This window comes from Streptomyces sp. NPDC029674 (assembly GCF_044903205.1).
Classification (GTDB): Bacteria; Actinomycetota; Actinomycetes; order Streptomycetales; family Streptomycetaceae; genus Streptomyces.
Genome location: NZ_JBJDPY010000035.1, coordinates 16225 through 31398, shown reverse-complemented (window position 1 = coordinate 31398; position 15174 = coordinate 16225). Strand labels below are relative to the sequence as shown.

Below are 15174 nucleotides of genomic sequence, written 5' to 3'. Positions count from 1 at the left end.
TCCGGCCTTCCGGCCTTCCGGCCTTCCGGCCTTCCGGCCTTCCGGCCTTCCGGCCTTCCGGCCTTCCGGCCTTCCGGCCTTCCGGCCTTCCGGCCTTCCGGCCGGTCCTCCAGGCCGGGTCCCCTGGCCCTCGACCTTCCGGGCCCTGGCCTCCCTGGCCTCCCGGGCTCCCGGGCTCCCGGGCCTGGCCCTCCGGTCCCCGGGCCCCCGGCCTCCCGGGCCCCTGGCCTCCTGGCCTCCCGGCCTCCCGGCCTCCCGGGCCTGACCCTCCGGTTCCCGGGCCCTCCGACCCTCCGGCCCCGCGCCCCCGGCGCCACGGTGCACGAACCACGCATCCGATGTCCTGCTTCATTCCTTCCTCACAGTCTGGATGACGCGATCTCCATGCAGAAAAGACAAAGGGAGCTGAGTGCGTTGACGCCACCGTCCTCGGCGCAGCGGGCAGCCCACCGGGGCCGGGCCCGCTCGGTGGGGGTCGGCCGGGCTCATGCCAAGGCCATCCTGCTGGGGGAGCACGCGGTGGTCTACGGCGCCCCGGCACTGGCGCTGCCGGTGCCGCAGCTGCCGGTCACCGCGAGCGCCGGCTGGTCCGAGCGCTCCCCCGACGACACCGGCGATGTGTCGCTGACCATGACGGGCTCGCCGACCCGGCCGGTGGGCACCCAGGCCACGGACTGGCTGCGGCGGCTGACCGCCGAGTTCCGGGCGAGCACAAACATCCCCGACGTGCATCTGGACGTGATCCTGGACTGCGCGGTGCCGCCGGGCCGCGGCCTGGGCTCCAGCGCGGCATGCGCGCAGGCGGTGGTCCTGGCGCTGGCCGACCTGTTCGGCCGCACCATCACCCCGCAGGCCGCCTTCGAGCTGGTGCAGACGGCGGAGAACGTCACCCACGGCCGGGCCAGCGGCGTCGACGCCCGCGCGGTGGGCGCCCGCGCCCCGCTGCTCTTCCAGAACGGCCGGGCCCAGGACGTGCCCATCGGCTGCGAGGGACTGTTCATCATCGCCGACAGCGGCGAGGTGGGCCGCACCAAGGACGCCGTCGCCCTGCTGCGCACGGGCTTCGAGCGCCATGCCGGCGCCCGCGAACACTTCGTGCGCCGGGCCACCGAGCTGACCGACGAGGCACGCCTGGCGCTGGCCGACGGCAAACCCCAAGAGCTCGGCAGCCGCCTGTCGGAGTATCACGAACTGCTGCGCGCCGCCGGGCTGAGCACCGCACGCATCGACACGCTGGTGCGGGCGGCCCTTGCGGCCGGCAGCCTCGGCGCGAAGATCACCGGCGGCGGGATGGGCGGCTGCGTGATCGCGCTGACCGAGTCGGAACAGGCCGGCGCGGTGACCCGGCAACTGCACGAGGCCGGCGCCGTGCAGACCTGGGTGCTGCCGCTGAAGGCCCCGGCCGGCCGCGGCCGGTGAGAGCGGGCCCCGGCCCGCCCCGTGAACTGATGCGTGCGCACGTCCAGTTGGAGCGCGACAACAAGTCGGAGAAGGTCGGTGTGTGAGGCATGGGCAGTGGTTCGGGCATAGGGATTGTTGATCTGTCGTTCGCGACGACGGAGTTCGTGCTGCCGCATGCGGCGCTGGCCGCGTACAACGGTACGGAGATCGGCAAGTATCACGTGGGTATCGGCCAGGAGTCGATGAGTGTGCCGGCGGCCGATGAGGACATCGTGACGCTGGCGGCGTCCGCGGCGGCGCCGGTGATCGCCCGGCACGGCGGTGAGCGGATCCGTACCGTGGTGTTGGCGACGGAGTCCTCCATCGATCAGGCCAAGGCGGCGGGTGTGTATGTGCATTCGCTGCTGGGGTTGCCGTCGGCGGCGCGGGTGGTGGAGCTCAAGCAGGCCTGCTACGGGGCGACGGCGGGGCTGCAGTTCGCGCTGGGGCTGGTGGCGCGGGATCCGGGGCAGCAGGTGCTGGTGATCGCCAGTGATGTGTCGCGCTATGAGCTGGACTCTCCCGGTGAGGCGACGCAGGGTGCGGCGGCGGTGGCGATGCTGGTGGGCGCCGATCCGGGACTGGTGCGTTTCGAGGGGCCGTCGGGGTTGTTCACGGCGGATGTGATGGATTTTTGGCGGCCCAATTACCGGGATGCGGCGCTGGTGGACGGCCAGGAGTCGATTCATGCGTATCTGCAGGCGGTGGAGGGCTGCTGGAAGGATTACAGCGGGCAGGGCGGGTACGGGCTGGAGGAGTTCGCGGCGTTCTGCTATCACCAGCCGTTCACGAAGATGGCGTACAAGGCGCACCGGCATCTGCTGAATTACTGCGGCCTGGACACCGACAAGAACGTCATCGAGGCGGCGCTGGGGCAGACCACGGCCTACAACCGGGTGATCGGCAACAGTTATACGGCGTCGGTGTATCTGGCGCTGGCGGCGCTGCTGGACCAGGCCGGGGATCTGAGCGGGCGGCCGGTGGGGTTCTTGAGCTATGGCTCGGGCAGTGTCGCGGAGTTCTTCGCCGGGCGGGTGGTGCCCGGGTATCGGGAGCGGTTGCGCACGGCGGAGCACCGGGCGGTGATCGAGCGGCGCCGGCCGCTGGAGTACGCGCAGTACCGCGAGCTGCACGAGCGGTCCTTCCCCACCGACGGCGGCGGATATCCCACGCCGGTGCAGACCAGCGGCGAGTTCCGGCTGGCCGCCCTGCACGGCCACAAACGGATCTACGAACGCCGCTGACGCCGGTGCTGCGCGGCCCCGCCGGCACGAGCGGGCGCATGAGCAGCCCCCGGCCCGGCAGCCCCGGTTCGGCGCCCCGGCCCCGGACCCGCAACAACCCGGCCCAGGCCCGCAACAAGCAGGCCCCTGGCGAGTTCGGTGCCCCCGATCCGGCGCGCAATGATGCGTGCCGCGACAAGGTGCGCCGGGCGGCGCAGACGGCCACCGGGCGGGCCCGGCGGCAGGAGCGGGCGTATGAGCGGCGCCCCGGCCCGGGCACGCAACAAGCAGGCTGGGCACGCAACACCCAGGCCCGACCCGCCAGTTCGGCGTCCCCGGCACCGGCGTGCAACCACCCGGACCGCCCCCCCCGGCGCCGGCATGCAACAAACGCGATCACAAGCAGGTCCACGAGCGGCGCTGACGCCCCCGTGCGGAGTCAGGTGAAAGGAGCAGGCGCATGAGCGGCATCGCCGTCCTGGGCACGGGTGCCTATGTGCCCGAGCGGGTCGTCACCAGCGACGAGGTCGGAGCACCGGCCGGCGTCGACGGGGACTGGATCGTACGCAAGACCAAGATCCGGGAGCGGCGTTGGGCCGCCCCGGGCCAGGCCACCTCCGATCTGGCGGTGGCCGCCGGGCGGGCCGCGCTGGCCTCGGCCGGCCTCGCCCCCGGCGATCTGAGCCTGATCGTGGTGGCCACCTCCACCCCGGACCGCCCCCAGCCGCCCACCGCGGCCTATGTGCAGCAGCAGCTGGGCGCGGTGGGCGCGGCCGCCTTCGATGTGAACGCGGTCTGCTCGGGCAGCGTGTTCGCGCTGTCGGTGGCCGAGAGCATGCTGGCCCGCCAGGGCGGCCACGCCCTGGTGATCGGCGCGGACGTCTACTCGCGGATCCTCGACCCGGCCGATCGCCGCACCGTCGTGCTGTTCGGGGACGGCGCCGGCGCGCTGGTGCTGGGCACCGGCGGCCAAGGCGCGCGGGTGCGGCACGTGGCGCTGCACACCTTCGGGGAGCTGTCGGGCCTGATCGAGGTGCCCGCCGGCGGCAGCCGCCAGCCCGCCGACCCGGCCGCGCTGGCGGCCGGCCTGCAGTACTTCGCGATGCAGGGCCGCGAGGTGCGCCGCTTCGTGGTGGAGCAACTGCCGCAGCTGACCAAGGAGTTCCTGCACGAGGCCGGCGTGGCCGCCGAGGACATCGCGCACTTCGTGCCGCACCAGGCCAACGGCGTCATGCTCGACACCGGCCTGGAGGATTTGGTGCTGCCCCGCGCCACCACCCACCTCACCCTGGAGCACTACGGCAACACCGGATCGGCCTCCGTGCCCATCACCCTGGACGCGGCCGCCCGCCGCGGCGCGTTCCGGCCCGGCGACCTGGTGCTCCTGGCCGGCTTTGGAGGCGGCATGTCCGCGGGCTTCGCCCTGCTGCAATGGTGAACGGCTACCGCCCCCCGAGGGACAGCGGATGAGGCCCAGCGCCCCAGGCACGCGCCCGGCCGCCGCCGCACGCCGCACCCCGGCACCCGCGGCCGGTCCCGCCCGCCCCACGCCCCACCCTCCCGCACGTTCCCCGCGCCCGCCCGCCTGCGCCCTGCCGCGCAACGGGCCGGCCCCGGCGCCCGGTTGAGCAGACTCCCGGGCCGGCGGGACGTGCGGCGAGAGCACCCCCCTCCCAGCGCCCGCGCGCAGGCCGGGGAGTGCTCTGCGACCCCACCCCGGCCACCGCACCGCGGTGCGCCCGGCGTGCGGTCATCGCCCCGTCGCGTGACCCAGCAGAAACGGTAGACATGTCAGCCCCACAGAACACCGTGTGCGTGATCGGTGCCGGCCCGCGCGGCCTGTCCGTCCTGGAGCGGCTGTGCGCCAACGCCCGCCGGCTGCCCGGCCACCACACCGTCCACGTCCACGTGATCGACCCCTATCCGCCCGGGCCCGGCAAGGTGTGGCGCACCGACCAGTCGCCGCACCTGCTCATGAACACCGTGGCCGGACAGATCTCGGTGTTCACCGACGCCAGCGTGGACCTGCAAGGCCCCCTGGAACCGGGATTCAGCCTGCACGAGTGGGCCCTGGAGCTGGCCGCCGGCCGCATCGCGGGCACCTGGCCGCCCCCCGTCCTGGACCAGGCCCGCACCCTGGGCCCCGACACCTACCCCACCCGCGCCTTTTACGGCCACTACCTGCGCTGGGCCCACCAGCACATCGTGGACCGCGCCCCGGCCGCCCTGACGATCACCCACCACCGCTCGGCGGCCCTGACGCTGGACGACGGCCCGCCGGACACGGCCGGCCGGATACGCCAGCACGTACTGCTGGAAAACGGCACCCGCCTGGAGGGACTCGACGCGGTGATCCTGTGCCAGGGCCACCTGCCGGCCCACCCCACCGCACCCGAACGCGACTTCGCCGAGCGGGCCCGCCGGCTGGGCCTGCGTCACATCGCGCCCGCCAACCCCGCCGACGTCGACCTGGACGCGCTGGCCCCGCACAGCACGGTGCTGCTGCGCGGCCTGGGCCTGAACTTCTTCGACCACCTCGCCCAGCTCACCCTGGGCCGCGGCGGCACCTTCACCCGCACCGCCGGCCGGCTGGTCTACCACCCCTGCGGGCACGAGCCGAAGCTGTACGCGGGCTCCCGGCGCGGCATCCCCTACCAGGCCCGCGGCGAGAACGAGAAGGGCCCCCACGGCCGCCACGAACCGCTGCTGCTCACCCCCGAGCGCATCGCCCGCCTGCGCGAGGACCACCGCGAGCGGGGCCTGGACTTCAAGGCCGATGTGTGGCCGCTGATCGCCCGGGAGACCGAGACCGTCTACTACACCACGCTGCTCGCCTCCCGCGGCGACCTGCCCCAGGCCGCCCGCTTCCCGCACGAGTACCTGGCCGCCGGCACCGCACGCCGGCACACCGACGCCGTCCTGGAGGCGTACGGCATCGGCGACAAGGACCGCTGGGACTGGGACCTGCTCGCCCGCCCCTACCGCGACCGGGAGTTCACCGGCCCGCACGACTTCACCGGCTGGCTCCTGGACCACCTGAGACAAGACGTCACCGAGGCCCGCGCCGGCAACGTCAACGGCCCCCTCAAGGCGGCCCTGGACGTCCTGCGCGACCTGCGCAACGAGATCCGCCTGGCCGTCGACCACGGCGGCCTGCACGCCGACTCCCACCGCACCGACCTGGACGGCTGGTACACCCCGCTCAATGCCTACCTCTCCATCGGCCCGCCCGCCCGCCGGGTGGAGGAGATGACCGCACTGATCGAAGCCGGCGTGCTGCGGGTGATCGGCCCCGGCCTGCGGGTGAGCGCGCAGGACGGCGGCTACCGCGCCCTGTCCCCGCTGGTACCCAACTCCACCGTGCACGCCCAGACACTCATCGAGGCCCGCCTGCCCGACATCACCCTGCGCCGCACCGGCGACGCGCTGCTGCGCCACCTGCAAGACAGCGGCCAGTGCACCGCCCACCGCCTGCGCGCCCGGCACGGCGCGAGCGTGCAGAGCGACGGCCTGGCCGTCACCGAGCGCCCCTTCCACCTGATCGACGCCGCCGGGCGCGCCCACCCGCGGCGCTTCGCCTTCGGCGTGCCCACCGAGTCGGTGCACTGGGTGACCGCCGCCGGCATCCGGCCCGGCGTCAACTCGGTGACCCTCACCGACGCCGACGCCATCGCCCGCGCAGCCCTGACCTGCACCACCCCCACCGACACCGGCCCCGTTACCTCCGGCACCGATGCCATGCCCGGCCGCGGCTTCGATGCCGCCCCCGGGGCCGCGCTCGGCGCCGGTACGGACGAGGCGCCCGAGGACCCCGTCGACCTCCGCGTCGTCGCCGTGCCGCGCACCGGCACCGGAACCGATGCCGCCCCCGGCCCCGACACCTTCGACACCGGCCTCGGTGCTGCCCCCGGCCCCGACACCGTCACCTCCGGGGCAGCCTTCGGCGCCGGTACGGATGAGGGGCCCGAGGACCCCGTCGACCTCCGCGTCGTCGCCGTGCCGCGCACCGGCACCGGAACCGATGCCGCCCCCGGCCCCGACACCGCTACCCCCGGCACCGGCGCCGGTGCCGCCCTCGCCCCTGGGGCCGGTGCCACCCCCGACCCCGACCCCGACACCGATTCCGCCCCCGTCCCGGACCCCGGCGCCGGGGACGGAGCCGGGGGAGGGGCCGGGCAGGGCCCAACAGGCGCGGCGGAGCGGGCCGTTGTCACCGGACAAGGAGCCAGCCATGCCCACTGACCCCACTCCCACCCCCGCCCTCACCTCGGCCGAAGTCGGTGCCGGACCCGGCATCTTGGGTGTGGGGTCGGCGGAGGGCGGTCTGCTCGCGCCGGTGTGGGCGGACACCCCGGTGGCCGCCGCGGTCGGCGACGGCGCCTGGCTGCAGGCCATGCTGGATGCCGAGGCGGCGCTGAGCCGGGCCCAGGCCCGGCTCGGCACGGTGCCCTGGGCGGCCGCCCAGGTGATCACCCGCTCGGCCCGGGCCGAACACCTGGACCTGGCCGCCCTGGCCCGCCAGGCCCGCCAGTCCGCCAACCCGGTGGTGGCGCTGGTACGGGAGTTCACCGCCCTGGTCGCCGCCCAGGACGCGGACGCGGCCCGCTACGTGCACCGCGGATCCACCAGCCAGGACATCCTGGACACGGCGATGATGCTGGTGGCCGGCCGCGCGCTGCGGCTGATCCGCACCGACCTGGCCCACGCCGAGCGGGCGCTGGCCGCGCTGGCCGGCACCCACCGGGACACCCTGATGGCCGGCCGCACCCTGGCCCTGCACGCGGTGCCCACCACGTTCGGGCTCAAGGCGGCGGGCTGGCGCCAGCTGGTCCTGGACGCGGCGCACAAGCTGCACACCCTGATCGCCCAGGGCCCCGTCCAGCTCGGCGGGGCCGCCGGCACCCTGGCCGGCTACCTCGAGCACGCCCCGCACGCCGATCCCGCCGTCTACGTCCCCGGCCTCACCCGGGCCTTCGCCGCCGAACTGGGGCTGGCCGCCCCGCTGTTGCCCTGGCACGTGCTGCGCACCCCGGTGGCCGACCTGGCCCAGGGTGCCGCGTTCACCTGCACCGCCCTGGGCAAGATCGCCGTGGATGTGCTGTCGCTGACCCGTACCGAGGTCGGTGAGGTCCACGAGCCGGCCCCGGCCGGCCGCGGCGCCTCCTCGGCGATGCCGCACAAGCGCAACCCCGTGCTGGCCACCGCCGTCCGCTCCGCCGCCCTGCAGGCCCCCCAGCTGGCGGCCACCGTGCTGGGCTGCATGCTCAGCGAGGACGAGCGCTCGGCCGGCGCCTGGCACGCCGAATGGGAACCGCTGCGCGCCCTGCTGCGGCTGGCCGGGGGAGCGGCCCACCAGACGGTGGAGCTCGTCTCCCGGCTGAGCGTCGATGCCGGGCGCATGCGCGCCAACACCGCGCTCACCGGCGGCGCGCTCATCTCGGAGCGGATCGCCGCGGTCCTGGCCCCGCTCCTTGGCAAGGCCGCCGCGCGGGAGCTGCTGAACGAGACCTGTGCCCGCGCGGCGCACACCGGCACCGCGCTGGCCGACCTGCTGCGCGCGGACGAGCGGGTCGCGGCCGCCCTGGCCGCACCCGGCCACGCCGACCTGTTCGCACCCGAGGCCTACACCGGGGCCGCGGGCCTGCTGAGCGAACGCGCCCTGTCCCGCACGATGCCCGCCGCCGGCCACTGACCGGCAGCAAGACGCCCGGACGGTCCGACGGCGGGCGGAATCAGCGCTGACGCTGCAGGGCGATCACCGTGAGTTCCTCGATGTCGAACTCCGAGCGGCCCGGGGTGCCGTAGCGGGTTATCTTTCCCCGGCTCACCCACTTCCGTATGGTCGCCTCGGAAACCCCCGCGGCCAGCGCGGCCACATTCGTGGGCACGAGCCGGTGACGTGGTGGCCTGTTCATGCCGGGTCCTTTCGCTGACGGTTCATGTAATGCCCTGCCGCGGGCCGTTCGCATAGGTGCCGCGCCTGTTCCGCCGGGCGGCGCGGGCCGCTGTTTTGTGTGCCGTGTGGCCGCCGCGGCGAGACGTTGATCTTTTCCGGCCGGCCGGTCGCGGCGCACGCGGGGAGAACCGCGCGGTGATCATTTACGACCCGGTCGGCGGCCCCCGCCAATTCCGTATCAGGCTCCCCGGCCGGGGCGGCGCATTCGGCGGCCGCGGAACGGCTCGCGCACCACCGGAAAGGACACGCGAGGAAACCCGCAAGAACAGCAACGGAACACTCGCGGACGCCGGCACCGCACTTTTTCGCGGCGCCGTGATCGCGCGTGCGGCCGCCCGGCCCCTGTGCCGTATTCGGCGCCGGTGCCGTATTCAGCCGCGGAACGGCCGGCGGTGAAATGCGGCACGGCCCCTTGCGGCGGCAAGAAGGAAATACGTGCAGGTCACGTCCCGGCCGCCCGGCGCACCGGACACAGCGCCCGGACCCGGCGCAGGACCGGGCCCGTGCCCGGGGGCCGGGGGCTTGGGGGCATGAGTGGAACTCCATCGGATGAATCTCCTCCATGAGCTGGCGCGCGCCCCGCAACCGGCCCGGGCCCAAAATCCCGTGCCGATTCAACGTGGTCAGGCCGAACAGATGGCTGAAGGACGCCGTGAGCGATGGCTGGCGATGGCTTCACGGTCCTGGTCAGGAAATCCCGGAAAAGGAATTGAATCCGGCCCGCCGCGTGCGGGCCATGGCATTTTCTGTGCATACGGCTGCCATGCGCGTTCCGTCCCCCCGCTGATGCGCAGAACCCCGGTGCTGCCGAACTGCAGCCAGGGGTGCACTTGGGAGAGTTCCATGAGCGGTCGGGGGTGTCAACGTGCCTCCGGGCGGGGAGAGAGCGTTAATCCAGGGCGTGTAAATTTTTCTTTTCGTAATCGATCGCCCCTAAAGGGGAACTCTAGGTTCCCCTTTTCTGGAGGGGAACTCCGGTCTCCTTCAGGTTCCGGCGCGACCGCACGGTGTCCGCCTTGTGAATACCCACGGTGTGTGCCGCATGCCGCCGCCGCACACACCCCGTAACAATCAAGGAGATAGGCATGGTTAACGAAAAGATTCCGGCAGCCGATTCGGGCGGCCAGGAATTGTCCGCCGCCGCGCGGCGCACCACCGAGGAACTGCTGCACAAAATGGAGCAGCGGCTGCGGTCGTTCCTGGCGGCCGAACGCGGGGTGTGGGGCGCGGCGGACGCACGGGCGGCCGGCGCCGTCGACGCGGTCAGCGACCTGCTCGCGGCCGGCGGCAAACGCATCCGGCCCACCTTCTGCATCACCGGCTACCTCGCCGCCGGCGGCGACCCGCGCGAGCCCGGCATCGTGGCGGCGGCCGCCGCCGTGGAGATGCTGCACGCCTCCGGCCTCATCCACGACGACATCATCGACGCCTCCAGCCACCGGCGCGGGGTGCCCACCGTCCACGCCAGGCACTCCGCGCTGCACGAGAGCTGCGGCTGGCAGGGCGAGTCACGCCGCTTCGGCGAGGGGGTGGCCCTGCTGGTCGGGGACCTGGCGCTGGTCTACTCCGACCAGCTGATGTCCCAGGCGCCCCCGGCGGTGATCCCGGTGTGGAGCAAGCTGCGCTCGGAGGTGATGATCGGCCAGTACATGGACATGACCGCGGCCGCCGAGTTCTCCGTGGACCCCGCCGTCTCCCGCTGGATCGCCCTGGTCAAGTCCGGCCACTACACCATCCACCGGCCGCTGGTGGTGGGCGCGAGCGCGGCCGGCCGCGCCGATCTGGCCCCCGCCTTCGAGAAGTACGGCGAGGCGGTGGGCGAGGCCTTCCAGCTCCGCGACGACCTGCTGGACGCCTTCGGCGACTCCGCCGACACCGGCAAACCCGCCGGCCTGGACTTCAGCCAGCACAAGATGACGCTGCTGCTGGGCTGGGCGATGCAGCGCGACGAACGCATCCACCAGCTGATCACCGAGCCCGGCCACACCCCCGAGGAGGTACGCCACCGTCTGGTGGACACCGGCGTCCTGGACGACGTCGAAAAGCACATCAGCGCCCTGGTCGAACAGGGCTGCCGGGCCATCGACGACGTCCCCATCGACCCGGTCTGGCGCAGCGAACTGACCCACCTGGCCAACCGCGTCGCCTACCGCAGCACCTGACCCGCCCCCGGGCCCCGGCGCCCAGCTGGCTGCCTGAGCGCAGCCGGGGCCGGGCGCCCGACGGCCGACTTCACCCGCCACCCGCGCCGGGGCGCCCCAACGGGCCGGGCGCCGGGCCGCCGGCGGCCAACGCTCCCGCCGCGCGCGGCAGTTGGCCGCCCGCCGACGGCTCCCACCCCCTCGACACCCGCCACAGCCCCCATCGCATCCGCCTCGAGGATTGCTCGAGGCACGCCGGGCCCCCGCCCGCGCGCAGGCCCGCGTACCGTCCCGCCACAGGCCACCGCTTCCGGCACGCGCACCCGCTCCCACCAGGCACGTTGCGCTGCGAGCGGGCCGCGGCGGGCGGCGCCCGGGCGGCGGCCCGCGGTGGTGGGGCAACGGCCGCGGCGGGCAAGGGGGTTGGGGAAAAGCCGTCGGGGACGGGGGCGTACGCCGCATGATGCCATCACCGATGCACCGAAAGGGCGGCCACGATGAATGCGCACCCACGCCCCGCCGGCGGCCGCCAGGGCCCGCACGGCCGCGGCCATGCCGTGGTGATCGGTTCGGGCCTGGCCGGGCTCACCGCGGCGCGGGCCCTGGCCAACTCCATGGACCGGGTCACCGTCATCGAGCGCGACCGCCTGCCGCACGGCCCCGGCCGGCGCCCCGGCCTGCCCCAGGCCCGGCACGCCCACCACCTGAGCACCGCCGCCCAGCAGGGCCTGGAACGCCTCTTCCCCGGCATCGGCCAGGACCTCGTCCGCGCCGGCGCCCTCTCGCTGCGCATGCCCCAGGACATGCTGCTGCTGGGCCCGCACGGCTGGCTGCCCCGCTTCGACGCGGGCCTGCCGCTGCTCAGCGCCGGCCGCGACCTGGTCGACGCGGTGCTGCGCGAGCGGCTGCGCGCCGATGCCCGGGTGCGCTTCCTGCCCGGCCACGAGGTCCTGGCCCTGCGGCCCGACCGCAACGACACCGTCACCGGCGTCTGGGCGCGCGCCCGCGACCGGCAGGCCCCCGGGGGCTGGGGCCCGCGGCAGCTGATAGCCGCCGACTTCGTGGTGGACGCCTCCGGCAGCACCTCCCGCGCCCCGCACTGGCTGGCCGAACTGGGCTACGCACCCCCGCCGCAGAGCGTGACGGCGGCCCGCACCACCTACGCCTCCACCCTGTTCGCCCCGCCCGCCGGCCATGTCGCCGACTGGCAGGCCCTGTTGCTGATGGCCTCGCCCGGCAACCCCCGCCAGGGCACCCTGCTCCCCGTCGAGGGCGGGCGCTGGCAGGTGACGCTGTGCGCCGCCGACAACAGCCCCCCGCCCACCGACCACGCCGCCCTGCTGCGCGCCGCCGCCGCCCTGCGCCACCCGCTGCTGCACGACGTGATAGCCGCCGCCACCCCGCTGGGCCCGCTGTACACCTGCGCGGCCACCGAGAACCGCTGGCGCCACTACGAGCAACTGCGCCGCTGGCCCGATCAGTTCCTCGTGGTCGGCGACGCGCTGGCCACCTTCGACCCCGCCCACGGCCCCGGCATGACCCAGGCCGTCCAGGGCGCCCTGGTCCTGGACCAGGTACTGGCCGGCCACGGCACCACGGTGGGCCTGACCTACCGGCTGCGCCGCGCCCTGGCCCACCAGCTGGCCCCCGCCTGGCGCTCCAGCACCCGCCACCTGCACACCACCACCGACCGCTCGGCCCCCGCCGGCCTGCGGGCCCGCCTGGGCCGGCGCTACACCGCCCGCATCGCGGCCGCCGCACCCGGCGACCCGCACGCGGCGGCCCAGCTGATCGCCCGCATCCAGGCGGCCGGCCCGCTGGCCGCCGTGCCCCGCACCCCGCGCACCGCGCCCGGGCCCGCCCCCACGGCGCCGCCCAGCACCACCCACGGCCCCCACGCGCGCGCCCGCCGCACCGCCCCGGCCGCGCCCGCCATCGGCGTCGCCACCGGCTCGGCCCGCCCCCGGCCCGCGGGCTCCTCGGCCCAGTGGCCGGCCACGCCGCTGGAGGGGGGAGCCGACCGCGGGCGGGGAAAGGCCGCGACATAGTCTTCGGCCATGACAAGAGCGCAGCAACTGCCCGCCGTCAAGGGCGACTTGGGCGACCCGCGGCGGGCGCGCGGCATGAACCCACCCGATACGTATGCCCTGTTGGGCGCCCTGCGGGACGCCGCCCGAGGGCGAAACTCGAATACCGCTGGAGAACCGGTCGAGTTGCCGCTGGAGTCCGGCTCGAGCCCGGTTGTCCGGCCGCCGCGGATATCGATAGCGTTCGATCCGCTTCAGGGCACGGGCCCGTTTGCGCCGCTGCAGGCCGCCCCCACCACCGATCGTTCACCGGCCGGCGAGGGTGTGCCTGTGACGACTGAGCGGCGAGGGGAGGGCGCGCGGGTATGAGCATCACCGAGAAGGCGCCGCAGCGCGGGCAGGCCACGGTGCCCAAGGGCGAACGCATCGCCGACTACGTCGACGGGCGCCTCGGCATCTACAAGGGGCGCACCCTGGTGCGCAAGGTCTTCCCCGAACACTGGTCCTTCATGTTCGGCGAGATCGCGCTCTACAGCTTCATCATCCTGATCCTCACCGGTCTCTACCTGACCATGTTCTTCAACCCGAGCATGGCCCACACCGTCTACGACGGCCCGCACACCCCGCTGCAGGGCGTGCAGATGTCCGAGGCCTACGCCTCCACCCTCAGGATCAGCTTCGAGGTGCGCGGCGGCCTGTTCATCCGCCAGCTGCACCACTGGTCGGCCCTGACCATGATCGCCGCGATGATGGCGCACACCCTGCGGCACTTCCTGACCGGCTCCTTCCGCAAGCCGCGCGAGTTCAACTGGCTCATCGGCGTGGTCCTGCTGGTCCTGGTCACCCTGGAAGGCTTCCTGGGCTACTCGCTGCCCGACGACCTGCTCTCGGGCACCGGCCTGCGCATCGCCGAGGGCGTCACCCTGGCCATCCCGCTGGTGGGCACCTACGCCACGCTGTTCCTGTTCGGCGGCGAATTCCCCGCCACCGACATCATCCCGCGCTTCTACAGCCTGCACATCCTGCTGCTGCCCGGCCTCATCCTGGCCCTGGTCACGCTCCACCTGATCCTGGTCTTCTACCAGAAGCACACCCAGTTCCGCGGCCCGGGCCGCACCCAGAAGAACGTCGTCGGCCAGCCCCTGATGCCGCACTACGCGGCCAAGGCCGGCGGCTTCTTCTTCCTGGTCTCCGGCGTCCTGGCGCTGATGGCGGGCATCGCCCAGATCAACGCGGTCTGGGTCTACGGGCCCTACCGCCCCGATCAGATCTCCCAGGGCTCCCAGCCCGACTGGTACATGGGCTTCTTGGAAGGCGCCCTGCGCGCCTTCCCCGCCTGGGAGTTCGTCATCGCCGGCTACACCGTCAACATGGGCGTCCTGGTCCCGGCCGTCATCCTGCCCACCATCCTGATCGCCGTGCTGGCCCTGTGGCCGTTCCTGGAATCGTGGATCACCGGCGACAAGCACGAGCACCACCTGCTGGACCGGCCGCGCGAACAGCCCACCCGCACCGCCTTCGTCGCCTCGCTGACCGCCTTCTACCTGGTGCTGTTCTTCGGCGGCTCCAACGACATCCTGGCCGAGCGCTTCCACCTGTCCATGAACGCCATCACCTGGGGCGTGCGCATCGGCGTCTTCCTCGTGCCGGCCCTCACCTACGTCATCACCAAGCGCATCTGCATCGGCCTGCAGCTGCGCGACCGCGACAAGCTCCTGCACGGCCGCGAGACCGGACGCATCAAGCGGCTGCCGCACGGCGAGTTCATCGAGGTCCACGAGCGCATCGACCGCGAGCAGGAGTACATGCTGCTCTCCCGCGATGTGCCCAAGGCGCTGCCCGCCCCGGTGCGCGAGGACGGCGAGGGCATCCCCAACCCGCACTCCCGCACCCAGCAGGTGCGCCACAGGCTCAGCCGCTGGCTGACCAGCGGCCAGGTCGCCAACCCCACCCCGCAGGAGATGCAGCAGGCCCTGCACCACCTCGACCCGGCCCCCGACGGGCACCGGGAGATCACCCCGCCCGCCCCCGCCGAACGGCGCGAAGCGGACCAGCAACTGCACTGAGAGGCCGGCGCGCCACAGCGCGCCGCACCCCACACGGCGGCGGGGGCGACCAGGGGACGGGTCGCCCCCGCCGGCCATGCCCACCCCCCGCAACACCCCACCATTGCCCGGCAGTTGAGCCGCCCGCCGCCCGCCCGCCGCCGTGACCCACGTCACCTCGACGGGTCCTTGGTGCGCGGGCGCCGCCCGTGTCACTATTTCTGCAAGCCTCCCCTGCCCGAAAGCCGTGCCCCCTCCCCGCCGGAGTGTCGAGCCCGCACGCGCAGGGCGAGCCGGGTCCCGCCCGCGCGAACACCGCCCCGGCCGGCCCGCACCACACCG

At 73.9% G+C, this 15174-nt stretch carries 8 protein-coding genes and 1 pseudogene; 8 read left to right on the top strand and 1 reads right to left on the bottom strand.

Annotation, left to right across the window (positions count from 1 at the left end):
• Positions 1-414 precede the first annotated feature (414 nt).
• From mvk to ACI2L3_RS39585, 5 genes and pseudogenes are all read left to right on the top strand, one after another.
• Positions 415-1419 carry a mevalonate kinase gene (gene mvk, locus ACI2L3_RS39605; RefSeq protein ID WP_404757332.1) on the top strand — a complete coding sequence of 335 codons (1005 nt, stop codon included), beginning with the start codon at positions 415-417 and terminating at the stop codon, positions 1417-1419.
• Between the two features lie 89 nt (positions 1420-1508).
• Entirely contained in the window at positions 1509-2684 is a 1176-nt protein-coding gene (locus ACI2L3_RS39600; RefSeq protein ID WP_404757331.1) for a hydroxymethylglutaryl-CoA synthase, read from the top strand.
• A gap of 439 nt (positions 2685-3123) precedes the next feature.
• The gene (locus tag ACI2L3_RS39595) at positions 3124-4101 is read left to right on the top strand and encodes a 3-oxoacyl-ACP synthase III family protein (RefSeq protein WP_404757330.1); all 978 of its coding nucleotides are present in this window, start codon (positions 3124-3126) and stop codon (positions 4099-4101) included.
• 350 nt (positions 4102-4451) lie between these two features.
• Positions 4452-6389: pseudogene (locus ACI2L3_RS39590) on the top strand (FAD/NAD(P)-binding protein); the annotation flags it as partial.
• A 505-nt stretch (positions 6390-6894) separates the two neighbouring features.
• Complete coding sequence (locus ACI2L3_RS39585) at positions 6895-8355, top strand: adenylosuccinate lyase family protein (RefSeq protein ID WP_404757329.1); 1461 nt, start codon at positions 6895-6897, stop codon at positions 8353-8355.
• A 40-nt stretch (positions 8356-8395) separates the two neighbouring features.
• On the opposite strand, the gene ACI2L3_RS39580 is transcribed toward ACI2L3_RS39585, so the two are convergent.
• Positions 8396-8578 carry a hypothetical protein gene (locus ACI2L3_RS39580; protein WP_365357708.1) on the bottom strand — a complete coding sequence of 61 codons (183 nt, stop codon included), beginning with the start codon at positions 8576-8578 and terminating at the stop codon, positions 8396-8398.
• A gap of 1126 nt (positions 8579-9704) precedes the next feature.
• Here ACI2L3_RS39580 and ACI2L3_RS39575 point away from each other — a divergent pair.
• The 3 genes from ACI2L3_RS39575 (at position 9705) to ACI2L3_RS39565 (ending at position 14853) form a co-directional block, all read left to right on the top strand.
• Entirely contained in the window at positions 9705-10781 is a 1077-nt protein-coding gene (locus ACI2L3_RS39575) for a polyprenyl synthetase family protein (protein ID WP_404757328.1), read from the top strand.
• Positions 10782-11257: 476 nt separating this feature from the next.
• On the top strand, positions 11258-12808 hold the full coding sequence (locus ACI2L3_RS39570; RefSeq protein WP_404757327.1) for an FAD-dependent oxidoreductase: 1551 nt from the start codon (positions 11258-11260) through the stop codon (positions 12806-12808).
• 344 nt (positions 12809-13152) lie between these two features.
• Positions 13153-14853, top strand: coding sequence for a cytochrome bc complex cytochrome b subunit (locus ACI2L3_RS39565; RefSeq protein WP_404757326.1), 1701 nt, complete (start codon positions 13153-13155; stop codon positions 14851-14853).
• Positions 14854-15174 lie beyond the last annotated feature (321 nt).

Excerpts from the sequence above, each read along its gene's own strand:
- ACI2L3_RS39600 (WP_404757331.1), top strand. The coding sequence starts at position 1,509 with ATGGGCAGTGGTTCGGGCATAGGGATTGTTGATCTGTCGTTCGCGACG.
- ACI2L3_RS39595 (WP_404757330.1), top strand. The coding sequence starts at position 3,124 with ATGAGCGGCATCGCCGTCCTGGGCACGGGTGCCTATGTGCCCGAGCGG.
- ACI2L3_RS39585 (WP_404757329.1), top strand. The coding sequence starts at position 6,895 with ATGCCCACTGACCCCACTCCCACCCCCGCCCTCACCTCGGCCGAAGTC.
- ACI2L3_RS39580 (WP_365357708.1), bottom strand. The coding sequence starts at position 8,578 with ATGAACAGGCCACCACGTCACCGGCTCGTGCCCACGAATGTGGCCGCG.
- ACI2L3_RS39575 (WP_404757328.1), top strand. The coding sequence starts at position 9,705 with ATGGTTAACGAAAAGATTCCGGCAGCCGATTCGGGCGGCCAGGAATTG.
- ACI2L3_RS39570 (WP_404757327.1), top strand. The coding sequence starts at position 11,258 with ATGAATGCGCACCCACGCCCCGCCGGCGGCCGCCAGGGCCCGCACGGC.
- ACI2L3_RS39565 (WP_404757326.1), top strand. The coding sequence starts at position 13,153 with ATGAGCATCACCGAGAAGGCGCCGCAGCGCGGGCAGGCCACGGTGCCC.